The 25454-nt window shown below is 47.1% G+C and carries 10 protein-coding genes; 1 reads left to right on the forward strand and 9 read right to left on the reverse strand.

What is annotated here, in order from left to right:
• Positions 1–56: 56 nt before the first annotated feature.
• The 5 genes from ELAC_RS07140 to nrdR all read right to left on the reverse strand — a co-directional run bounded on the left by ELAC_RS07140 (position 57) and on the right by nrdR (position 3901).
• Complete coding sequence (locus ELAC_RS07140) at positions 57–1274, reverse strand: CinA family nicotinamide mononucleotide deamidase-related protein (RefSeq protein ID WP_098038601.1); 1218 nt, start codon at positions 1272–1274, stop codon at positions 57–59.
• Positions 1246–1980, reverse strand: a complete 735-nt coding sequence (locus ELAC_RS07145; protein WP_098038602.1) for a hypothetical protein — start codon at positions 1978–1980, stop codon at positions 1246–1248. The genes ELAC_RS07140 and ELAC_RS07145 overlap by 29 nt, the downstream gene beginning before the upstream one ends.
• Positions 1958–2458, reverse strand: a complete 501-nt coding sequence (gene lspA / locus ELAC_RS07150; RefSeq protein WP_098038603.1) for a signal peptidase II — start codon at positions 2456–2458, stop codon at positions 1958–1960. The genes ELAC_RS07145 and lspA overlap by 23 nt, the downstream gene beginning before the upstream one ends.
• 211 nt (positions 2459–2669) lie before the next feature.
• Positions 2670–3035: a TraR/DksA family transcriptional regulator gene (locus tag ELAC_RS07155; RefSeq protein ID WP_098038604.1), complete on the reverse strand. Its 366-nt coding sequence runs from the start codon at positions 3033–3035 to the stop codon at positions 2670–2672.
• Between the two features lie 395 nt (positions 3036–3430).
• Positions 3431–3901, reverse strand: coding sequence for a transcriptional regulator NrdR (gene nrdR, locus ELAC_RS07160; RefSeq protein WP_098038605.1), 471 nt, complete (start codon positions 3899–3901; stop codon positions 3431–3433).
• A 500-nt stretch (positions 3902–4401) separates the two neighbouring features.
• Between nrdR and ELAC_RS07170 the strand changes: the two genes are divergently transcribed.
• Complete coding sequence (locus tag ELAC_RS07170; protein ID WP_098038607.1) at positions 4402–10092, forward strand: hypothetical protein; 5691 nt, start codon at positions 4402–4404, stop codon at positions 10090–10092.
• 11 nt (positions 10093–10103) lie between these two features.
• On the opposite strand, the gene ELAC_RS07175 is transcribed toward ELAC_RS07170, so the two are convergent.
• The 4 genes from ELAC_RS07175 to ELAC_RS07190 all read right to left on the reverse strand — a co-directional run bounded on the left by ELAC_RS07175 (position 10104) and on the right by ELAC_RS07190 (position 24926).
• Positions 10104–11204: an FUSC family protein gene (locus tag ELAC_RS07175; RefSeq protein WP_098038608.1), complete on the reverse strand. Its 1101-nt coding sequence runs from the start codon at positions 11202–11204 to the stop codon at positions 10104–10106.
• Entirely contained in the window at positions 11201–11719 is a 519-nt protein-coding gene (locus ELAC_RS07180; RefSeq protein WP_158227834.1) for a class I SAM-dependent methyltransferase, read from the reverse strand. The genes ELAC_RS07175 and ELAC_RS07180 overlap by 4 nt, the downstream gene beginning before the upstream one ends.
• Before the next feature lie 528 nt (positions 11720–12247).
• The gene (locus tag ELAC_RS07185) at positions 12248–18553 is read right to left on the reverse strand and encodes a hypothetical protein (protein WP_098038610.1); all 6306 of its coding nucleotides are present in this window, start codon (positions 18551–18553) and stop codon (positions 12248–12250) included.
• Between the two features lie 52 nt (positions 18554–18605).
• Positions 18606–24926: a DUF1311 domain-containing protein gene (locus ELAC_RS07190; protein ID WP_098038611.1), complete on the reverse strand. Its 6321-nt coding sequence runs from the start codon at positions 24924–24926 to the stop codon at positions 18606–18608.
• Between the last annotated feature and the right edge of the window lie 528 nt (positions 24927–25454).

A 25454-nucleotide genomic window follows, 5' to 3' on the forward strand; every position in this document is an offset into this window, starting at 1 on the left:
AATATACCGAAAGTGTCTTAAAATTTAGAATTGTGAGGCGCTTTCGGTATCACATTTTATTCATGAGAACCGATAATCCAATGGTAGAGTGAGGCAAGCATGTCATTGACCGCCCACTCGGTAATGATCTGGCGCGTTCCTGGCGCTCTTCTTTTCCACACCTTCGTCCGCGTGCCGTCGGTGATCGCAGCAAAATAGGTTCCCACGGGTTTTTCAGAAGATCCGCCTGAGGGTCCGGCAATTCCTGTCAGTGAAACACCGATGGAGCTTCCGGCAATCTTTCTGACCCCTTCAGCCATCTCTTTTGCGACAGCCTCGCTGACGGCTCCGTGGCTGGCGAGCGTGTCTTCGTTGACCTCTAGAAGAGCTTTCTTCAACTGGTTGGAATAAGCGACGACCGACCCAAGGAAATAGCTCGATGCTCCGGGTGTTCGGGTAACGATCTCTCCGAGAAGGCCGCCGGTTAAAGACTCCGCAGCCGCCAAAGTCATCCCTCTTTCATCAAATATTTTTTTACATGTCAACGAGAGAGAACCCTTTTCCAGAGTGATGACATTTTGGGGAAACGCGGCTTGGAACTTTTCCATCGCCCTGGAAATTTCTTCTTCATTAAGCCCTTTGATAGAAACAGAAACAAGACCCGGCGCCGGATAGATGCCCAGACATAATTCGGGATACTCTTTCTGAACCTCATGGAGAAGAGGGTCGATATCGGACTCCTTCATCAAACTGAAGTAGAGCCAGCGTGCTTGCCATTTGCCTTTGCTGTCGACGCGCGCGCGGATGAGGGGTATCACCCCTTCGTCAAACACCGCGGTCATTTCTATCGGAGGTCCGGGTAGGAAAAAAATCATTTTTCCTTTTCTTTCAAACAAAAGCCCGGGGGCTGAACCGACAGGATTGGATAGGATTTTAGCCTCTTTCGGTTGTGTTGCCTGATTGCGGACAGGATCGGTCAACGCACCATATTTCCTGACAAGGGCCTCTTGCAGATAGGGGTTCAAAACAAGAGTTGTGTCAAACAGCTGACACGCCGCTTCCCTGGTCAGATCGTCAATGGTCGGCCCAAGCCCACCTGTCGCTATGACAAGATCGCTTCGCTCCATCGCCGCTTCGACGGCATCCTTGATGTCGGAGAGCTTATCCCTCACAATCCATCCCCTTTGAACAAAGCAACCCTCTATTAAAAGAGCTTTGGCAATATGCTGCATGTTTGTGTTTAAAACAAAACCCGACAGCAGCTCGTCACCGATCGCTATGATCTCCGCTTTCATTGCTTCCTCGCCAAATTCTTAAATCATGTAGTTTGAACAGGGGGTGCTGCTCGATCCAGGGAAGGCAAAGCCTGCCCAGGCGCTGTGAGGCATTGATCCGTTTACCCTCAAACAAAAAGGGCGTCGGGACAGTCATTTGCCGCTGCCACTTCTGAATCTCTTTAAAAAGGCGATGGTTGACAAAGCCTGCACTGTCCGCCTTTATGATCTCCTTAGTGTCCTGATGGAGAATAATCTGGGGGTAGGAAAACTGGATTCCCCAAGGAAGGCTGCCCATTCCAAAAAGCTGCGAGCGAAACTTTCCCTCTTCTTCCGACCACTTCATCGTATGATATTGCATCTGCACGATCGGGCTCTTGACTTTGATCACATGATGCCCTCCATCCAGAGGTACGCTGAAAAGGGCGTCCAAATCCAGGGTGATGACCGAAGAGAAAAAGCTTTTATACCGCTTTGCATCCGGAATATCCCCGGCCTTTAGGGTTAAGGCGTATTCCTCATAAAGCGCGGCAAACTCCTCTTTGGAAATCTCCTCCCTTCCCTCTTCAACCCGGGACAAGGTTCGAACCAGATGGATGTCTCCGAGTGCATCGAAGAGCTCTCTCAGCTCTTGCGGATCGAGCATCATGGGAAGGGAGTGCCATTTAGCAGCCTCAAGAGGCATATCGCCCGGAGCAGCCTGTTTAATTTTTTCTCTGTTCGGCATGTTCTCTTGCGGAAAAGGTATTGCTGAAAATCAAAATGAAAGCACCGATCACAATCAGCGAATCGGCAACGTTGAAGACAGGATAATCATATCCCCAAAGAATGAAGTGGAACATGTCGATGACGTGTCCGTAGAGAAAATGGTCGATGACGTTGGAGATAGCCCCTGATAGTATCAACACCCAGGGAAGAGGGATTTTGTCCCGATAAGCAAAAAAAAGATAAATCACCAACAGTGAAATCAGAACAATTCTGGCAAAGAGCAATATTGAAGGATAGTCCTGAAACATGCTCCAGGCAGCTCCGGTGTTTGTCGCATGGACAAGGGAGAATTCGACCCCCATCACATTCTGAAAAACACCAATCCCGCCATAGGGATACCCAGTTCTCATGGATACCAAAGGAAGGTTAAGAACCGTGGCGAATTTGACAATCTGATCTATCGCTATCAGCAAAAAGCATAGAATACATCTGAACATTAGTCCTACACCCCTGCTGATTAATACCGAAAGCGTCTCGAAATTTGGTTTTGTTGCTTTGGGAAAACCCTTGCGACCGAACGAACATGAGCTACTTTATGCTTATAAAATTTAGCGATTTACAATCGGTTTGACCGAGGCTCTACTTAGCCGAAATCGCCAAAATTTAAATTCGTTACTGGGCTCTTGAGGTTAAGTCACTAAGAGTCGATCAGATAAGCCCTTTTTCCACCTTTTCCTGAGCTTTTACGGTCATGGTTGCATAGGGAACAGCGTCCAGTCTCGCTCTTGGAATCTCCTCTCCGGAAATATCGCAAACGCCGTAGGTGTTCTCGTCAATCTTTTGCAGAGCGCGTTCGATCTGCTTTAAGATTCCCCACTCCTGATTGGTCACTTCCAGGCTGATCGTCCTGTCAAAATCATCGGTTCCCTGATCGGCCTGATGCTGAGAGTAACCTGTCGCTTCCGTCGGTCGCTTTACTTCTTCAGAAGTTCCCTTAAGCTGCTTTAAAATATTGCTGCGCAACTCTTCCAAACGCTTCTTAAAGATCTCTAGCTCTTTTTTCTTGAGCGGCATGGCGCACTCCTTTATCTTCTTTGAATTGCTGATGCGTCGTCTTCTTTATCCCGATACCGAAAGCCTATCAAAATTTGAGATTTTGGCTTTGAGAAAGCTCCCGATATATATAACTACTGTCCAACTTGCTAAGTGATGCGTTCTTAAAAAACAAGGAAGAACCGTCTCTTTATCCCCAGCCAAGTTTGGGAGAGTCTTATTAAGCTAAACCGCTCAATTTATGTCCAATATTTTTATCCCTCAATTCCTTGAAACCGAGCATTCCGCCCCTGGCCAAATTCCAGCAGGAAAACAGTGGATTGAATTCATGAGATCCCAAGATGAGGCTCATCTTGGACAGCCCTGGCTTTGCCAAACCCTCATTTCCCGCCATTCCAGATGATACCGAAAGTATCTCACTCTTGCTTTGGCAAAGGGGTTTTGCACTGGAAAGTATGGATGGCGTCCATCAGCTCACCAATATCGGTGAAACGGCGATACACACAAGCAAATCGAATATAAGCTATTGGGTCTAAACCCTGTAGCTTTTCCATCACAAGTTCGCCTATCTGCCGGGTAGGGATTTCCCTGACCTGCCGCTGCATCAGCTCATGAGTGATCTTGGAGGCTATCTCGAGCACTTGTTCGTGGCTAATGGTTGTGTGCCGGCATGCCGCATCGAGCCCTTTGATCAATTTTTGCTGGCTGAACTCCTCATAGCGTCCGTCTCTTTTAAGAACCTGGATGGTCAGTTCGACGCTCTCAAATGTCGTGAAGCGACGCTGGCACCTCTGACACTCTCGGCGACGCCGGATCGTGTTCATCTCCGGGGTTTCCCTGGAGTCTGTAACTTTGTGTTCATGATGCTGACAGAAGGGGCACTTCATGTTGTAACTCTAATTATCAAAATATCGAGATCAATCTATTTTTATACCGCCAGTGTCAGGCCAAAGGTCAAACACTGGCGCTTTGCAAGCGATATTTTTGAAATGATTATCGCAAACTCCTCTCTTTTTTTACAGCGGAGAGGAACCCGCGTGATCGAATCCCACTAAAAAAACATCAAAGACTGTTAAGCGGATTTATACCGAAAATGTCTCAAAATTTGGTTTTTGGCAAAGAGAAAGCTCTCGCGATTGAATGATCACAAGCCACCTAATATTAGAAATATAAGGTGGCTTGTGATCATTCAATCCCGAGGCTTTCTCAAAGCCAAAATCCCAAATTTTGAGACATTTTCGGTATATACCAAAGCCAATCAAAACTTGAAACTGGTCATGTATATAACTTGATTCTAAAAAAAGCAGTATTTGGGATAAGATCCTCGCTTTGATTAAATTCTTTTAATTCTATTTTTCACAACTATTCAAAAATAAAGATACATTACATGAATCCAACAGAAAATACCTCAGCCACCAGTCGAGCAAGAAATCACAGCGAAGAGACCAAAAAGCAATCCTCCGGTAAAAAAACGGCTCCCCGTAAGGTGAACAACTTAGCTCAATCCACGATCGACAACTCCTCCTCTTCCAATGCCCAATCGCAATCATCAAAGTTTATCCAGATCGGTCGAAAGTGGAAGAAAAAGGACACAAAAGGCAAGTCGATCGGCTCCGCCACCCAAACACTGCTCCCCCAAGCGGAAGCTCGACAAGAGACAGAAACGACCCCCTCCCTGTTAAGCCCGAGCCAGCGATTTGAAAGCGCCCCCTTAACTCACAAAGACCCTCCTCTTGCCACATTCTCATACAACTACCGAGCGCTTATCGAAATCACCCAATCTACACACAAGTTTCAAGGGCTTAAAAAAAGAGAGCAGGTAGAAGTTCTCATCCAAATCGGTTCCATCTTGAAAAGGATGGACGGACAGGAAGGAAGTGTTGCAGCCAATTGCGTCTTGCAAATTTTGAAAGAGTGTCGAAAAGGGATGAGCGATTCGGTCCTCTTTGTATTAACCATCCTTTCGGGAAAAGGGTTTATCTCCCAAAAACTTTTCAGAAGGCAAGCGTTGCTTGTCCTTTCCAATCTTAGCGAAGACTACGAAGCACATATGTATCAGATATGCTATGTCATACGCGTGCTAAAAGAGTGGAGCGGCAAGGAACTTCCCCTTCATCGCGACCCCTTATTTGTGTCGGTCATGCAAAACACGATCGATATGGAAATGAAAAGGGAAGGTGATTTAAACCGCTTGATCACTCTTTTCAACTGCCTAGAAAACCTCTCCCTGCTGAGTACGGACGACGAAGAACCGAACCCTCTATTGGAGGCCTTCGCGAAACTGCCCGCCAAATTCATCGAAATTGATACAGCAAACGCCTTCAAGATCATCACGGCGGCTCTTTTGCAAAATTCCTCTCCCGAAGACGAAAGAGCCCTCCTCGAGAAAGCCAGGCTTTGCGTCGAACTCGCAAGGGAAATAGAGAAGACATATATCGACCCCATAGATGCCAAAAGACTTCTCTTCTCGATATGGGATGAAATTGAAGGCGACAACTGTTCATTTGATCCTCTGATCCATTTTCCTCTCTTTGAGCTGGCAATTGCCCTGAGCAGAAAAAAAGGGCTCTACAACAACACCTCCCCTTTTCTTTTTGTCTTTGGCAAAGAGACGACACCTCTGATTGAAAAATACGTCCTGAGAGATAATGCCATAAGATCAAAGCTGCTGATGGAAAATCTCGACAGGGAGACCAGGCTTGTCGTTTTCAATGAGCTCCTTCAGCACTCCATGGAAAGCAACTCATTTGCCGATACGCAAATCCTTCTTTCCCTTTACTGGGAAATGGAAGGATCCCGGCCTGACGCCAGCTTCCCAGAGCAGCTCCTGCCCGCTCTCATCGGCATGGCTGCCAATTTGCCTGAGTCTTTAAGCGAAATATCTGAGAAACTGCTTATACCGGCTGTTTTATCTCCCGCACTGACCGGGGCTGTTGAACGTTGCCCACAACTTCTTCTTCCCCTCCTTGAGACAGTGGCTAGATGGCCTCTTGCAAGAAGGTGCAAAGAGCCGGTTTGTGAGCTGATCGCCTCTCTTGCAAGAACACAACCCGGTTTATTTGAGAGGGACACCCCCTTCTGCGACCTCGTTTTAAAAATTTTGAAGGAAATGCCCTATGAGGCGCTGGAAAGAGTGGGCAGAGCTCTCATCAGCGGCCCTCTCTCCGAGCGTGTAGAGGCGCATCAAGGCGTAATTTTCATCGAAGAGACGATGCTAGCTGCCCTGGAGCCAGATCGATCCTCGGCTCAAATCGAGCGCTTTCTTCGTTTCATCAGCGAGACGGGGCATTTCCCCATCCTGATCGATAGAGTTCCACTCGACTGGCTGGATTCTGCCGATATTGCGGCAATAGGCGAAAACTTCATTCTTCACCTTTTGCAAAAGGCTGTTCCTGAAGGGAGCGGCACAAAGAGGACGGCTCTTTTTTTAAAAGCGCTCGAACAGCTGCGAGATCCTGTATCAGAAGAAGTTCTTGAGTCTATGAAAGAGGCCGGTTTCTTACCTCCTTTCCTAAAGCGGGAGGCTCTGAAAACAGTTAAACATAACGCCCTCCTACGTATTTTTTCCAAAACTCTGTCGACTCTGGTTAAGCCGGAAACTACCGATGAGATAAAATTGAGAATAGGCCGTCCCTTGATTGCCGAGATGGTGGATTTTCTTGAGGCGGAAAGGAACAAACCGACTGAGCAAAGAGCCCCCATCGATTGCAAAACGGGCATCATCCCCCTCGTTCGTTTTGCCCTTCGTCTGAACTGCCAAAAAAGTAGAGCTTTAGCCTTCAGGATCTTAGTGCTCGCCTATGAATTGAAGGTGGCAGGACCTGAGTTTAATGAAAACTTCGAGAGAGCCGCCATCTCATGGGATTTTCTGAAGAGCCATCCGGAAGCTAGGCAAATATTCGTCGATTCCATCGCTGATTTAGTGAAAATGAAAGAGAACAAGCCGGATGTTTCCACCCTCTGTCGGCATTTGATGAAAGACAGAGAGCAAGAAGCGTATATTGACGACCGGCAGCTTCTTGCTCTCTACCAAGAGAGCAAAGAGGTGGGCAGATCGACCGAAATCCCCTCCTCGATGGTGCCTGCCCTAGTTCAAAGAGCGGCAGAGCTCTCATCCTCCCATCCCGAATTGTCCAAGAATCTGCTTTACTCAGCATCAAAAAGCCGTGAATTCCATGCCGCGGTAAGACAGACTCCAGATCTCATTATCGTCTTACTGAAAACAATCATCGGTTGGCCGGGAGACAAAAAGGGGGAAAATAACACCCTTCAGGTGATCCTCTCCTTGATCAAGGAGCAGCCCGCCCTTTATCAGCCAGAGAGTGAATCCCACTCTCTCTTCATGCGCGTATTGAGCAATCTGCCTATGGATGAGCTCCTGGAGGCCGGTTTTGCCGCTGTTGCCTTACGGCACATCCAATCAGAGACCATTCAAAAAGGGATTGAAGCGGTAGCGGCAACTCTTTTTCAATCCCTTTTAAAGGCAAATCAACCTCACCAAAGAGGAAGGTTCATTCAACTGCTGCAAAGTGGCCGGCTCCTAGCGCCTTGGCTTGGCAAAATACCCTACAGCTGGCTCGCAAAAGTCCAAATCTCTGATTCTGCCGAAGAGATTGTCCTCTTCCTGTTTCAGCAAAAAGCACCTCCGGAGAAAAAGGACGGACTGATCCTTGAGGAGGCATTCAGCAACTGCCTAAGACAAGTCAGCTCGTTGACCGAAGAGAGCCTCGGCACTATTGCCTCCTTGCAATACTGTCCCGTCTTTCTCCAAGGCAGTGATAACTCTCAAGAGCGTAGAAGAAGCAAGATAGAGCTCTTGAACAAAATCGCCCATGCTCTCAGCCATCACTCTGTCTCTAAAGAAGATCGCAAAAAGAAGGGGCGCCTTATTCTTAAAGAAATGGCATCTCTTTTGGAAGAGCATGTCCAAACCGGGAACCTACAATTTCCTAAAATCGCTTTCGAGAAGGACATTTATCCGCTCCTAGCCCTTTCGAATCGTCTGCAAGACCCCCTTTGCATAGCTTACGCTTTCGTAATACTCGCCTGTTGCTATAGGCTCTCCATTGCCCCGCAATGGGATGTGAGGAAACTTGAGAGCCATTATGAAAATTGCATTGCCCATTGGAAAAAAATCAGTGTGGATGATGAAGCCCGCACCCTATTTCTCACCGCCATCCCGATTTTGATCACCAATCAGAACTGTAAATTGAAATTGCTCCCCCTTTCTAAGTCCTTAATCGAAATGGGCAGTCAAGATGCCGTCGAGGCAGGATTATCAATTTTGGATCGGGAGATCAGAAAAGGTCTTGCCCCCCGAAGTGATCTTAGCCGGGAGCTCAAGAGAATCGCTCCCGATCTGTTAGATAAAGCCATCGAAAATCTCTCGGAGAGATCTTTCACCACTCTCTTTCCTCTGCTGCAGCTAAATAATATCGGGCATATTCTCAATTCGACCACTTTGCAAAAGAAACGAAATGCATTGGTCGTGAGCAGCCTGAAGCTGTTTCAATCGACTACACCTCGTGATAAATTATTGGCCTTTAGCACACTCAAGACGTGTCAGGAGTGGATCGAGCTTGGAGATCCTTCTCTAGAAAAGCTTGTCGAGTGCCTGACAAAGTTGGCTGTTTCACTCCTAGAGGAAACAGGCGATGAAACTCAGTTCTCCGAATGTGAGCAAGTTGTCATGGGCGTGGCCAAAATTCCGCTGACAAGGTTTGGCAGATTCTCTAACGGGAGTGGACACTTGGCCCTTTCCCTGAATTTGTACAAGACATATCTCACCGGCCTCATCCAGGCGTTTCCTTCCATGGAAAACCCTTTCTACCTTCAGTGTGTGCTAAGAGTCCACCTAGACAAGTTTTTCCACAGGAATATCCCTCACCAAATCGCTGAAAACCTTATCCAGGAATTGATCCAGTGCCCCACCCCTGCTAGTCAAATCAACAGAGACAACCACTTCGCCCTAGTCTGCCACGGGATCAAAGAAGCCCTGAGGGCTAATTGTCTCAGAGAGGGGGGAGTCGCCTTTACCATACCGCTGAGAGGTATGTATCCGCACGCGGAAGGCAGCCGCACCGTACTGATCGAAGCCCTGATTAATATTGTACTTGGGGCTCTCAATCATCATTCCCAGAACGGACAAGTGTACAATACCCTGTTCGATCTTCTCTTTAACTTCCCCAAAGAAGAAAGGGAGGCCGTCAGCGAGATATTGGATAATTTTCCGAGCAAATTCGCCCGTTTAGCCAGCAATCAAATGGTCTTCATCGGCCAAGGCGGATTGCAAAAGATGATGATCGTAGCGTTCGCTCTGCAGCTGCCGATCGCGCTTATTTGCCCCAACTCCGACGAGGATCTTGAAAAGAAAGCTTTGGAAGCCCTCGATTGGTTGATCACTCACTACTGTTCCCAGGAAACCCCCGATTTTACCGAGCAAGCCGTAATGACAATGTTATGGACTTATGACATGTACCTCAGGAGGCATCTGCAATCGGCATTGCCTCTCTTCAGCAAAGTTCTGCAGTCGGCAAAAAAATTCCCGATGAAGGCAGTACACCAAATTGTAGGCAATCAAGAGACAGAATTAGACTTTAATTTCCTTGACGTCATGATTCATACGGGAAAAATGTGGGAGCACATCCATCAGACAAGGCGGTATAGACCCCAGGAAGACTATCCCCTTTTCAAACTGCTTATCACCTCGGTGACAGAAGAGTTGAAGCGCGACGCGAGCGACAACTCCGCAATCCTTATCCAGATCCACACATCGCTTTTGATCGAAGCTGCTGCAGGGGTAGAAATGTTCAACGGATCGGAGGAAAAATTGTACACAGCCCTAGAGCCGCTATTCGATGCCTATTTTGACTGTCTGGCCTCATCGACTTCTCCTAAGATTTTTGAGGCGACCAGCAAATTGTGCATAACACTGATCAATAGTTTGCCCGAGAAAAAGAAGGCTGCTCATCAGTTTATCGGAAGAATGATCTTTAGTGCTGCTTTTAGGCACGGTGCAATAAACGATTATGATAACGTCTTGCGCAGGCTGATGGCACTTATCGAAGAGAAGATGTGAGAGCAAACCGATTAGCGGATGATCACATTTAATCGTCCCTTCAACTTGTTCAGCTCTTCACCAAGAGAACGGAGGCTGTAGATGAAAACAAACAGATTCTGCAGCTCCGCAATCTTCTTTGACTCGTTGAAGCTGCCTTCTTTGAACCGAAAAAGTTCATCATTGATAGTCAGGAGAGCTGCGGGCAAGTCGCTCTTAAGCTGCTCATTACCCTCTTCGAGGGAAGAGACAATCTCTTCGATGGAGAGGTCTATCTCGCCCACCACCTTGCTGATTTTCTCCCTGAACTCTCTATTCAGGAAATGGCTTAATGGGCTTTTTTTGATCTCCAAAAGGTCAAGCACGGCCTCATGCGCCCTTTCTGTGTGATCCAGGAAAAAACTCCAGTCTTCTACCGAAGAGCGCGTTCTGATCTCCGTCTTGGAATCCTCCAGCGTCTGCCGCGCCTCTTTGAGATGCTCTTCGATCTGGCCGATCAAAAGGGACATCTGCTCCTCCCTCTCTGCGGAAGGAAGATCTTCTTTGTACAAACACTCGCGATAAAGAAGGCGGATTTTAGCCAGAGCAAGGGAAAGACACTCTTTAAGCTTGCTGGTCGCCTGCAGGGGAAAAAGTGTGTGTGTCACAACGACCGCGACCAAAATGCCGAGGCACGAGTCCATCAGCCTGAAAAAACCGAAAGCCCACGGGCTGATCTCCGGCCTAAGCCTCCAAAGAACCATCAAGACCGTAACGGTAAGGGAAGCTATCCTGACGCTATCTTTGATCTGAAAGACAGAGCAGAGGGCGACAGTGATAAAATTGCTAAATCCAAGGGAGATGGCATTGGATCCGAAAAGAGTCGTACAAATTCCGGCCATCATCGTTCCGATCAGGGTTCCCAAAAATCGAACCCATGCCGCCATGTAGGTGCTTCCAAGGTTTCCCTGGACAACAACAATCGCTGTGACGACGGCCCACATGCCGCTCACCAGGCTGTCCGGGCGATCCAGGATTTGGCTGAATCCAACCCCCAAAAAAAGGCCCAAGGTAGCCGCAACACCTATCTTGAGGGCAAAATGCAACTGAAGATTTTCAAGGAAAATTTCATACTTTCCAGCCGGTAATTTCATTTTTTAGCCATGGTAAGAGGGATCTTGATCTCTTCGTCTTCAGCTTTGGCATGGAGCGCAGCGACGTTACTGTTGTTTTTGACATATACATAGATACGCGTGTGGTAAATATCTGCCAGCTGGAGGATCTGTACCGGTTCCCACCCTGGAACCGCGAAAGTATTGGAGATAACGACCGTACCAGGTTTAAGCTCTTCTTCAAACTTCTTCTTAAGTCTTTCCATGGCAGCCGGATAGAGATAACAGTAGACGAGGGATACATCTTTTAGGGAAGCCTCGAAAAAATTCATCCTCTTCAATTGCAAGTTGGACAGCCTTTCGAATTTTTTCCAGCACTTGGAAAGGAAGAAAGGGATGGGTGACGTTTCATATCCAACAACCTGGCAGTGCGGAAGCAGCTTGGCAAGCTGTGTGACCATATTCCCCCAGCCAGACCCCAGATCGACAACCACTCCTTGAGTCTCATGAGGGATGGAAGAGAGTACTTTTTTCCTGGCTTTATCAGTCGTCGGCATCGGAGATATGCCATTTCGTAAACTCCACAAGATCACTGAGAACCAGATCCAGAGAATTAGAATCAACAGAACAAAAAAGAGGATTACGATCTTCATAAGGTAAACGCTTTCAGTTAGTGAATCATCAAAGATTCCAATAACGAATGGGACCTAGATTTATAAATTTCGATGGCTTGAGCATAAGCTGATACCGAAAGTGCCTCAAAATTTTGAATTTATGCCTCAAGATTGCAAGTCGCCTAATATTAGAAATTTGGGCAACATGCAATCGTATCGACTGTCCACAAACTTAAATCAGTATGCTTATAACCCTATGACGCAAACAAGTCATACCATTTTAGGTTGTGGGCAGTCTTAGGGGGCTCTCTCTTTGTCAAACGCCAAAATTTAAGACACTCTCGGTTTAACTCACTACCCCCTATCTTAGGTACAGTTTTATGCTTTGCAAGTCAAGAATCACTCCATCCTTCAAAGCGATTTTGCCGACAGCTCCTCAAACAAACCCTTATCATTCTTATTATTTCCGCATCAGACTAACCCGGCATACCTTTTAACTGCCTCTTCCAATGGTTCCAGCAGACGATGGCGCCCTGCCATTTTTTTGATGAAATTCTTCACCTCCGGCAAAAGGTCTTTGTCTGCATCCAGCAGGCGAAAGAGAAAGATCTGCATGACGGCAACAACAGACTGAAGACCTCTGTCATCGTGCTTTTTGTCATTCTGTCTCTTTTCGGGGAAGATCGCCTCACAAAGGGCGCTGAAGGCCGACAGAAGATCAAGGTTGGACTCTCTTGTGCCAATCAGGGCAATGATCGCGTCCGCCGCCGGTTTGATCAGGGCAATCAACTCCCTTCTTCTGTCTTGTTCGGTAAAGATGTTTTTCAGAAAATCAAAATAGAATTTTAGGCATGAGATCAAAGGAGCCCTTTCATCTTCGATCAAAAGCTCAGGATTCGACGCCCTTCGTATCAAAGCTTTTCCCAAATGGAGGTGGCAATCTAAGATCGCGGCTAACTCCTCAGCTGATTTCTTTCTCGGCGTGCTACTGGGATTGAATAGTTGAATTCCCGCCTGGATAACCCATCTCAGAACATAGCTGCCGTCATTAACAAAAAAGGGTGCTTCCGTCACTCGATCCACATACTGGCAAAAAAGCGCTTTTGTCTTTTTAGGGGCAAAATGGATCAGATTGGGGAAATGGTGCTGGATAATGGCTGTTGCCCTTGCTGAAGAAGAGGGCCCTTGTATCTTAAGCAAACCTTCGGCCACATCCAAAACCGACTCATGATAAATCCTCGGCGTCACCGGTTTAAATTGGGTAGAAGGGCTGACAAATAAAATAAGACGGTAGAGAGTCTCCTCGCTTTCGCTGAAGGTTCCAGCGATGTTCGCCGCCTCCAAAATAGTATTTGCGACATTCATGTATTGAAGATAAAGATCGTCTCCCATCTCTCCGATCAATTCCAGATAATCGTAGACGCATTTGGAGATGTCGCGTTTGCTTTGCGGGAGGACGTTGATATAGGAGTAGACAACACCTGCAAAGGCCTCTAGGCAAATGTGCTTCTGCTTCTTTTGTTCGCTGTCTTTTAAAAATTCAACCAATCTCCTGGAGAGTTGTTGCAAAAGCTTCTCATAGCACGTCAGGAAAAGTTTAGCCCGTCCTTCCTCAAGTCCCCTGGGTTGATGCATATAGAAAAGAGGAACAGCGGGATCGCCATCGAGTGCCACGTGAACGACCATGGGGGACTGGTACTTTGATTGATCGTCAAAATATTCTTTTCCAAGAGAAACAATGAACCGATACATCGATGAGACAAAGAGCCGCTCAGATCCGCTCTCTTCCAACATAGCAGTCCACAAAATGGAGAGCTCCCGAAAGAGCAATTCTGGATGCTGAGAGTGCCTGAAAATCGTGACCTCTTTTATGGCCTCTGAAAACGCTTCGCTTGCCGTGATGCCTTTTGATCGGCAATTACTCAAGTAGAGGGAGAAGCTGCCTGCTTCCAGCTGCGAAAACTCTTTTGCGAAATTGCCTCTGACATCAGGGTGGCTTCTTAGAGGAGCAAGAGCTCTCCAGCTTCCCGACTTGGCTAAAGATCCCATGATGGCCTTAATCAGCCGGACGGCCAACTTAGCCTCTCCTTGCCCATGCTTACCGGAAAGGAAGGGGGGCATTAAATGGCTTACTCCTTCGGCAAAAACACAACATTTTTCACACGCCGCTTCCAGGGCGGAGGAGAAGTTGGAGAGCGGCTGCTTTGCCGAAATCCTCGATTGGAGGGACAAAAGAATGCGATCGATGATTAGCCAGTCAACAGTCGATTTTCTTGCCAATGAATGGATCAAGGCATTGACAAGCGCATTCTTTCGGCTCTCTTGTCCATTTGCCGCATCGACCAAGAGGGAGACCAACCAGACAGCTTTTTCAAACAGGGAATCAGATCCCTCTTCCATGAGAGCCATGCTTAAAGATTCTGCTGAGGCAAAGGGGCCTCTCGCCGAAAACTCCGGTGGGTGAGCTCCTGTTTCAAGGTAGCTGCACGCTTTAAGAAGAAAAGCGACTCTTTGCTCTTTATCAGTCTGTTTGGAGTATCTCAGAAGTAAACCGATCATCTCAAAAACAGCGGCCTCCATCTGTGGATGAGCACCGTTTTGGAAGAGCTGATCGAAGTCTTCGATAAATATTTTCACCTCGTCTAGAGTCACTTTTTTAACGCTCGTCAAAAAGAGTTTGAGGACGTCCAGACAGAAGTTAACGTCGAACGGATAGTGATTTTTTTGTCTGATTCTAAGAGACTGATAGAGCTCCATGGCCAGATCACGCGGCCTGCTCTCCTCCATCAGGACTGTTTTAGAAATGATCCTCTCTCCATAACTTCTGCCATAGAGACCATAGGCCTTGATCACATCAAAAGCGAGGAACGCTCTTTTTCTTTCGGACTTGCAGTCAAGAAGCGCTTCGGCAGCTTTTGCGGCAGGGAGAAGAAAGGAACTCTTCTCTTTTCTAGTGAGCCCGACTGTGGACAGCACTTGCAGCAGCCCGCAGCAAAACAACGGATCATCATTTCTCTTCTCCTCCAGCATCGACCCGATGGCACTGAGCCACGCCTCTCTCTCTTCGCCTTTATTCTCTTGCGATAGCGTATTGAAAACACTTTCGGCCAGAGCCAATTGATTCCAACGCACAAAGGCCAAAATCCAGCTGACCAACTCTTCCTTTGCCGTCCGAGAGCGGGGATGGAGCTCTTTTGCCATTTGCCAGCTTTCGATTAAGTGGAGGGCACCTTCGCTATTGTCCTCTTTGACGTTGTCGGAGATCATCTTCGTTACAAATAAAAGAGCGCATGCACTGCCGCTTTTGACCATCCAGTGAATTTCTTTCTGCAGCAAAACCCTGACCTTCAACGGATAAACGTCAAGGAGCGAGGTCGATAAGGATTGAAGAAATTCTTCAATGAAATCGTCCGCATTAATTTCTCCGATGTTCAATGTTTTCATTCGGGAAATAATCCGCACAGCAGCTTCCCTTGTTGCCGAATCGGCAGCCAGATCGATCACGAGCCGCTGCATATTTTCCCTCAGCAGCCTGAAGAAAGGAGTCGGAGAAATGGCCTCCCGCATCGTCATGTCGTTGATTTTGGCAAGCACCGGGCCTGCGATGAATCTTTTGGCCCTATCAGAAAGCACGATCTTCTTGCACACCAGGGGAAATACCGCTTCAGTGATCTTCGCAACTTCCGACAGATGCTGCGGTCCCGATGAGCCTGAATCATGCAGCTGAATCGCCGCCTCGAAACAACTCTCTTCGGCGTGCTGAAGTAGACGGAAGATGTCTTCATCTAAAAAGTAGGTCGAAATTGGAATTGATGTCTTAGTTAAAGAACCCTTCACGAGGAGAGTTTCCTGAAGAAGGTCCGTCAGCAGAGTCTTGGCAAAGACGGCCAGTTCGACATGACCGGGGAAGCGGATCATTTCCCTGGCAATTGCCTTGAAATTTCGGAAGGGCTCCTGTTTCAGTAGAGCTCCCCGATGTTTGGCCACTAAAAGCTTTGCCTTGAGAGACAGATGCTTAAAATCTGTTAAATCAGAATCCAAGATACCATTCAGCATGGATTCAGCAACGCTTATCTTACCAAGATTTAAATTCTCCTCCATCATCTCCCTAATAAGAGCTGCCAGAGGACTTTTAGAATCAACTTTTCTTTTGTGGATAACTCCTGCTGCCAGCGACTTAGCCTCCGGCAAACGCCCTTCTTTGATCAGGCGGGTAACTAACGTCTCTAAGATATTCAACGCCTCGTTTTGCATCGGTCCATCAAAAGCACTTTCAGATCCCTGCTCCCATAAGACAAAAACCCTTTCATCCTCCTTCTTAAGAGCCCATTTAAAGAGCTCGATGAGCGCTGCAGGGTAACCGATTTTCGGGGCGGCGATCTGCTTGCCAAGTGTAAGCGCGGCATCAAAAGCGGCATCTTCCATTCCCGACTGCATTGCTGCAGGGATAAATCCTTGAAGGAATCTCTTCAAAAGGGTCGAGTCATCCAATCTACCGTCCCATTCAAGGGTAATCATCTTTTTCACAGGCGGCATCAGCCGAAGAGCCAAAGAAAGGTCTTGGACGGCAAATCCCCTCTCGACAATTTTGAGAAGGGCAGTTGTCAGGGGAGGGATCCACAACGGAGAGGGCAGCTCCTCGCTTTGACAAAGCAGGGAAACCCCTTCTTCTAGATGAAACTTGAGCAGCGCATTAATCAGGCCGGGAGAAGGAGACATTGCAAATGTTCGAAACAGCTCAAGCCCCATACGAAGAGACTTTTTATCCGGCTGCCGAGAGAGATAGCCTGCCACTTCTTCTATTAACTCCGCGCCGTTTTTAGAGGAAAACAGCTCCTTAAAAGGACAATCAACGGGGAATTTCTTAAGCAAAAGGGCGATCGCGACCCGGTTGAACCAGTCGAAGAATACCGGATGGACAGGTTCTTTGAAAAGTTCAAGCGCCTCTTCAAGAAGCACGAGGGTGTCTGCATCTCCATTCATGAATTGGAGATAAAATGAGGCTGCTTTAAAAAACGTCGAGCCAACAGAGGCCAGCTCTTTTGCGAGGAATGAAATCTCTGAGGGGTTCTTACCACCCGGCAGGTCTCTGAAAAGGCCGCACGCTTCCGCGCTCTCAAACAGCCAATCGTCAATCGCTTCCGATGAAGCCCCTCTCTCCTGATTCTTCTCGATTAAATCCAGCATTGCGCGGTGGGAGTAGGGGGCGGCAAAATAGCGCAGCTTCTTCTCCTGAGCATTGGGAACATAGAGCCAGGCTCCGTCGGCGTTTTCCTTAAGCCGAACTCTATTCACACCGTCGATGCCAAGCGCCTCCTGAAGATGGTAATAGAGGCTAAAGAGCTGAGAGAATCGATCGAACGCTAAAGAGTCGTCCTTAAGGGCCGTGAGAAATGGGATTGCAGGGTGGCTAAGCCCTCCTGCTTTGGCTGATTGCGCCACTAACGACGAGGTGAATTTAACCCCGTCCATCCCCCCTTGTTTCTTTAAGTGCATCAGAAGGTTAAAGGTAAAGGGAAGAGCCGTTGCTACCTCCTCCTTGTGATGCTCTGCCACGATTTGGTTGATCTCATCGAGCAGGAGAAACGGATTTTCATTCCATGGCTGATAATTTTTGAAGGTGGAAAACACCGTATTTAAAAAATCTTCATCAAGACAGCTGTAACCTCTCGTGATGTAGGATATGACAAGCAAAAAACCCTTGTAATTGATGGTTTCCGGTTTGTCATCTCCAACAACTCTTAAAACCCGGTGGAGTATGGGAACCCACATCGTCCCGCTGTCATTGAGGCATACGATATTGGCATTATCTTTAGAAAAGACAAACGAAAGAGGAACCGATAACCTTAGATCGTCAAGCCCAAAAAGGTGGTTCCTGGCCAGCTGATCGACAAACAGCGCTTCGAGAGTGCTCTTTCTCTTTTGGGAGTCGGTGAAATCGATGGAAAAGATCCCAAAGTGGGAACCGTCTTTGGTTTTTTTAAAGTCGATGTAATTGTATTTCCTATAGGCGGACGCATGGACATCTTGCATGTATTCCGGCGGTATCACAAGCACAGAAGGCTGCTGGGTAGATTGCGGGGCCAAGGATTTTGGATTACTGAAAAAAAGAGTCTGGCCAAGGAAGTAGGTCGCAGCGCTAGTCATCGCCTGCACCACGGCCGCTCTTTCGTTATACTTCTTTCCGCGAACGCTCTGAATTTGGAAGCGGAAGTCAAAATCGTTGGGATAGCCTTGACACTCCTGCTTTAAAAGCTCAAGCAGTTCCGGGGAGATTACTCCTCCCAAGGACTTAATCGATTCAACGAAAAGCTGCTCGCCAAAAAAAAAGCGCACGCCTCCGCCCACCAGTTGAAAGAACGGGATCGCTCCGTTGGCGCACGCGTAGATATATTGAAACATCAGGGCATGCTGACTGGAGAGCTCTCTTCCATCCCGAAAGATATAAGTGCCCCTGTCATTGAAAAACTCCTGCATACTCTCCCTGACAGTCGGCATGATCTTTTTCATGATCTGGTTCAAAGCCTTGCTGTTTTTCAGCTTAGCCGTAGGATTTGCCTTGCCGTCGATCCAGTCCTTCCGCACAAGAAATTTAAAAAGCGGGTCTTTGCCGGCGGCTGAAAGATCGTCCTTAAGAAAGCACGAGTGTCGGGAAGTGGAAGTAGAGGCGGATAAGCGCTCACCCTCCTCTGACGAAGAGGGAGAGGCATTAATAGGCTCCGAGAAAGTTGACTTGATGGTAAAAGAAGGAGGCTTTTTTGTGACTAATGGCTGCATGATTATTAACTATGATTATAAAATTCGGTGCGCCATTTAAACACATCCCCTCCTATTTAATCAATTTATCTAACAATTCCTTTAATTCATGATCACCACTAATAGTTTGGATGCGTCCTTGATAAACGTTTGCCTTGATCCCCTCTTCCAAAAACATTTTTCCCTGAACGGCCCGATTGATGTCTTCATAGCGCAGTATCACCTTGACTATTCTGTGGTAGAGCTCAAGCCGGCGCAGACGGACATCTGGATCGTTGATTAACGAACGGATAAGCGCCCCGAAACTCTCCAGAAGAGCTTTGGAACTTGTGATGCAATCGAAGATGGCGCCCGCTGAGCACTCTTCGACTAACGCAAAAAAAGCCTCGTCACTGGGGAAGAGTTGAAACTTGCGACAGCGGGTCAGGAACTTGAAAAGAACTCTCAGAAGCTCTTCAGGATCGTTTCCTTCCTCTAACGATGCCTGGATAAGAGCTTTCATTTTCTGCGAGAAGTTGCTAATCAGCGAAAACGCGGTATCCACCGAGCTGCCTTTCTGGACATGAATGATCTGTCGCTCGTCGTTGACCATGCACTCGGCAACAGTTGTCACAAGAAACTCTTCGAGCAACACACCACCCTCCTTTTTTAGAGCTACCTGCTCTTTGGGTGTGAAGAAGTCATCGATTTGCAAATGAGGAGCCTCTCTACCCATTTTTCCATAGGGTTCGCCTCCATCAAACGAGACGACCACGACGCGCGATCGGGGATAATTGAACGCCTCTTCGATGAGCCTTAAAAATATCGATGCCCGCCAGGTATCATCTTGTTGGAATAGAAGAAGCGACGATGTCTGCATGATGCATACGGCCTGGTGGACAACGTAATATTTCCCCGAGTTGAAGAGAAAGTCGAACACATTATTGATCGATTCTTTCTTTTTCTCCTTGGTCAGAGGATTGTTCATCCACTCTTTGTTCTCTAGGAGCAAAAGAGAGGTATAAAAGAGTTCGGCATTCGCTTTCAGATACCCTCTTTCAATACAGAACGTCAGAATTCTTCTGCATTCGCGCAAATGACCTACAAAAAGAGAGTAACTGCCCATACTGAGAGGCGTGAACATCAATTTCTCAAACTCAGGAAGAAGCCGCTCCCCCCTGTCTGCGTTTCCCATCATGATATGGCTGACTAGAGATACGCATGCCTTCAAAATCGCGCTGTCTTGTTCCTCTCCATTGGAGGGTATCGAAAGAAAAACATTAACCATCTCCTTTGCTATTTCAAAAAAACGCTCTTTGTATTTCTGGAGTTGTTTATGACTGATATGGCTCTTTATACTCTCCTTAGTACCTTCTCTTTTCACTGGTCTGTCAGGGCACCACAGAATAACATCGAGAGCGATATCCGCAAATTGCGGTAAATTAGCCCGCTTCATAGTCTCTGTCGCAAGTTTTGTGAAATGGCCGATGCAAATCTTGTTGGATTTATCCACACCGATCAGAAATGCATAGAGCTGCAAGATCAGTGTTGTAATTTCACGCTCCCTGACCGAGCCGATCTCCAATCTAAAAAAGTAATTTTGATATTCAAGCAATGCTCTGAGCACCTCTTCCCTATTTTGGTGGATGAGTGCCGATGATATGGTCTCAAAGAGAAAGCTGCCTGTTGCTTCTTTGATTTTGGCCGATGAAAAAATACAAGTCAGCTGCCGGTGTTCGAGCACTTGTGACGCAAAATCAAGAGGCATTAAAGCAAGAGTTTCAGAGAGGGGAATCTCGGCGGAAGCCCCTTTCGGCACAAATTCGCGATTTTCCACCGCCTCCAAAACAGTGTAAACCGACTTATAAAGGGAAAGAGCGTCTTGAAAAAGAATTAGAAAGGGGTTTACAGCTTTCATCACCCGAACCCTCTCTTCCTTTTTAAGATGGCAATCTTCAAGCAGATGCCTCGACAGGGCATAAGCCAGGTCATTCCACTCCTCGGAAGGATTCAATGACTCTAAAAAGGCGAGCGCCTTCAGAGACAAGGTACGCGTTACCATATCCTTCCTATAGAGTCGAAGAGCCGCATTGAGCCAGGAAGTGACACATTCCGTCCTCACTGGAGACGCTGTTAACATAAGAAATTGGACATCAAGAGCGTAAACTCTCACATCGTCTTCAATCAGCGTCTCCCTCCATTTCCAAAAAGCGGTCATTTGTTCCACACTCTGACTTTTCTGAATGGAGAGAAAATAGGCATCGAGAGCCATGACTTTTGCGCTCAGGGCTTCATCTCCTTCGAGAAAAGAGGAGGCGTTCATGGCCTCTTCTAAAAAATTGAGGGAGAAGGTGTGACGGGCGATTTTGTTTTGGGAAGTCAGTTTGCCAAGAAGCTTCAGGTAATCCCTTGCGTTGTCCGCATTCACTTGTCCACAAGAAGCGGTGAAGAAACCGATAAAAGCTGCCGCCATTTTTTTGGACTGTCTGTCGAGAAGGGAAATCGCCGCTTTCCAAGCGGAGAAAGAGTGCAGATCAAAAAGGGTGACAAGGTCGGCAAAAGCATCACTTATCTCAAGCCGGATCGCACAATCAAGAAGGTGTTCACCACTGAAGGAAAGTTCCTTTTTCATACAATCGAGCAAACGGGGGGATTGCTCGATGTAAGGAAAGAGAAGATCGACACTCTTGACGATCTCCTCGTCGGTTGCCTTAAGAAGAAGTCCTGATATCAAATCAACGACCTCTTCGCTCGAAGGCAAAAAGCCACTTTGGGCAAGCACATCCTTGATCTCTTTAAAATGCGACAGCCCGGCACTCTTCAGGTTTTGCAAAAACTCGCTCCTCTCCGCCCGTTGTTCTTCAAAAGAAAAGAGGGGTAGACCCAATTTACAAGCAACGATCAGGTGGGCTGCACTTAATTGGCAAAGAGAAGAAGAAGCGAGCCTTCTGAGACCTGCCGCAACTTCTTGGGTATCGTCTTGCAGCTCCAATTTATTAAGCTGGGGCGGACAGATCTTCAAGACAACCTGAACACCCTTTTGAAACGAGTCACCCTCAGCAAAGGATAATGCAGCGAGAGCGATGCTTAGCATATCCCGCGCCGGAAACCGCTCGCAGTCCAAGATCAATTCGATGTATTCAAACAGAAGCTCGGCTCTCTCCGGGCGCTTCATTTCCCTCGGCAATACCTGATAAAGATAATTTAACAGCTGCTGCGATGGCTTCTTTTTGGCGAACACTCTTTTCTGGGGATGTGAAAGGACTGAGTGAACAAGATGCAAGAACTTCTGTCCCGATGAGGCAGGCTCACTCTGATCCCACACTAAGGCTGCCATGAGAGGAAGCAGGCGGTCGAAGAGATCAAAATACCCTTCCTTGCCTATGCCAAGCCCACATTCAGCGACTTGAAAAAAGAGGGAGCAGACTGCTCTCTTCCCGATGAAGTCTACTAGACGGGGATGAAAGAGAATCTCTTTGATATATTCCTGGACGGGTTGTTCGCCTTTGTGGATTTCAATACTGTGCTTAATCAGCTTCTCAATCAGTTCTGTCACTTTCCGACTATCGCTTTGAGCAACAGAGACTCCTCTCAGCAGAGAAGAGAGGGCATAGGCGGCTTCCTTTGCATTCCCCTGAGAGAAAGAGCATTCTGCGGCCTGGATGGTCGTCTGCATTTTCAAGGAGGGAGCCAGCCCCGCTAGGGACCCCTTCTCAAGATCATTCAAAACCTCCATACCTTTGCCATGTATGACATCGTAATCGAGGCCGAAAAGAAAAATCTCCCTTAAAAGATCTATCTCGCCAAGCCACGAAGAGTCGTTCATTCTTCTCAGAATTTGATAAGCCTGAAGCTTGGATCCATTGTGAAACAGACGGCTTAAAAAATTGACGGTGCTGTCCCTGAATTGAAGAAACAGAGCCCGGATTAAATCAGGGCTCCCTTTTTCTAGCAGGGAGATCAGTGCCTCGTCCAACTCGTTTGAAGCTTTATCCATTTCGGCGGCAACACAAGCGATCACTCCTTCTTCCACCGGGCACCGATATCCCTTGATGGCAGCCTTGAGCAAAAGAGGCGCCAACTCTGATTTGTCTTCGCCATGAAGACATCGAATGGCAGTGAAAAGAAGATCGGCGGTCGCAATCAATGGAAGCTTTGCCGTTTCATCTATCATCCTCCGGACAATTTGACGGGCGGAGTATACCCTAAAGGGCTCAAGCGCAATTTCTTGACTCTTGACAATTGCCTGGTGAAAAGGAGCTGTTTTCGAAAAAGGAAATCCCCTTTCCTCTCCACTTTTAAGAAAGGAAGCGGCAAGAGGTCTGTTTCTTATCATCAGATGACCGATGAATGCCTCTAAAACTTCTTCTCGCTCAGGTGCTTTCAACTCACTCCAAAGTTCATCGAGCAACCCCTCTTTCATGGCATGAGTCGCTGTTTCCGAAACTTCCGCTACATCGCAAAGAAACCGCTTTGCCACATCCTTCTTTGATTTCTTCTCCTTGAGGGCGTTCTCCAAGCCGGATAATCTATTTCCAGAGTCTGCTTGAAGCCTTTCTCCGATACGCCTGACAAACACTATTCTTTCTTCAAACGAGGGATTTGCCAGGAGATAGGTCAACGCTCTTGTTTCAAGAAAGCCTCTCCAGTTCACACCTTGAACATCCAAGAGAGCGATTTCACAGGCGTAAGCATGTCCAATCCTGCTTTCAGCCCCTTTTAAATCTCCCTCTATTTCATTATTGGACGATTTTTTAACTGCCTCAAGGTGGCATCGCTCTGCACCCTCTTCTGCCAGTGTTGCGTCCTGAAGTAAGAGAGAAAGCCATTCATCGGCCTGCCTTGAAAAGCTTGCGTTCAAACTTATCGGTAATTGAAGCCCCCTATTTTTTCTGTTATAAGGAATATGCAGAATCAAAAGGGTCTTTCCGTTCAGTGCATTTTCCTCATAAAGCAATGAGGGTCTGCCGGATTGAAAAAAGGGTAGCAGATATAAAAGAGCTCCCTGAAGGGACAGAAGAGCATTACCTGCCTCATTTCCCTTCAAAGCAACTCCCCTTATTATCTTCAGAGGCCACTCCTCTTCTTTTACCTTTTCTGAAAAATTCTGTTCTATCTCGCGACAAGTCAACTCCAGCAACCGACAGCCGGGCTCAACGCATCCATCCTCCATCAGAAACGACAATCCGTTCAGCGCATCTATCAAGGCTCCAAAATCACGCGCTTCATCGCTATCGAATTTGCGATGCATTCTGCAGATTTCATGGGAAGCCAAGGCCGAGCATAGCCCCTCTTTCATCCACTCTCTTTTCTCACCCAAAACAAGTGTGCCCCCTTTGCTCATCGCCTGCAGCAGCCAGGGGATTCTTCGTTCAAATGAGGCACGCTCCGCCTTTTCAAAAACGCGGTACACGCCTGCCATTTTATCAAAAAGACACTGATAGGGATTGACTCCTTCGCAAAAAGGACGGGCCAGCTCTTCGCCCCTTCTTTTGAAGGAAAGGAATGCTCTTAGGCCATGACATAGCGTGAAGGGCGTCCGAATAATTTTAGTGGAAAATGTCAAATCGATATCGATTCCACACTTATTATGGAAACTGATCAACGTCTGAGGGTTTTTGAAATCAGCGTGGGAGATAAAAATATTCTTAAAGGCTGTCTCTCTTAATATAATGTTAAGTAACGCGCCCTCTTCTTCTGTGTGAGGTATTTTCCCCGCAAGAAAAGATAGAATGCGTTCTTCCGCCATATAAGGGTCGAAATCGTTACTCGAACACTCGACTGCCAAATCCAAATCATCGGGATGTAAAAGCCAATTGTCCGCTCTTAAACAAGACATCTCGTCTCGCTCCTCGGCAAGGGAAGAACAGACAGTATCGAAGTACTGCTCGCCCAAAATATAGGGAAGCGCCCCTCCATAGCACTCGATACTCTTGACAAAGGGCAGCTCCTCAATAAACTCCAATAATTCCCGGTAGCAAAAGGAAACATGGATTGAAAGATGGGTGCGCTCCTTATTGAGGGTAAAAGGAAATTTTCTCTTCATACCGGATAAATTCCACCCTTTCCTCAACTCTGCAAGCGAGCGCTCGACCAACTCCCGTTTTTTCTCAGGGATCTCTGCCAGCTTCTTGTCCGGGAAGACCAAGACGGTCTTTGCCATTTCGTTCAACCTTTTGCTGGAGCTGGGCGGCGGCAGGGGGAGTTTCAATTCGATCAAGGAGGGATTAGCCAGTCCTTGCGCATCAATGTGTCCTTTGGATCTCAGCTTGAAGAAGATGTTCGCCGGATATTGCTGAGGCTTCTCCCCTGCATCAAGACTTAACTCAGGTATCGCAACCGGATCCGTAGGACGCTCCGGGAGGTAAAACCCCTTGGGTCTGCCATCCACTAAGCATTCTGAGAGGCTGTTCATAATCTTCCTTATCGATCAAAATTTTATTAATAAAACTTGTGTATACCGAAACAAAATCGAAGCTAATTTTTCAGTCTATTGTTTGTTTGCGAAACGGTTAACGGATTTTGTCTCCATCTGTTATGGACGCTCTTTTGAACCAAAATCGATTCTTTTACAATCTCTTAGAGGCTGTCCATAAACACATAAAAAAAGCAGAGAATTATAGAGCTTTAGTCTCTTAAAATTCAGGAATATTGTTAGAGACGGTCTCTTAATTAAAGTTTTGTCGTTTTTTGATTATACCGAAAGTGTCTCAAAAGTTGGCTTTTGGCCAAGAGAAAGCTCTCATGCCCAATTTTGATAGGCTTTCGGTATATACCAAAGAATACGGAATTCATTAACAGTTCCGCGTGAGTCCCTACAGAAGTCAAATCACCTCATTTCAGTTTTAACACAGGCTCTAACTGCTTGAATAATAACCAGACGTCATGAAAAATCGCTGGAGTGTGGAAGGGAACCTATGGGTAACATCCCACTCTGAACAAA

This window comes from Estrella lausannensis (assembly GCF_900000175.1).
Lineage (GTDB): Bacteria > Chlamydiota > Chlamydiia > Chlamydiales > Criblamydiaceae > Estrella > Estrella lausannensis.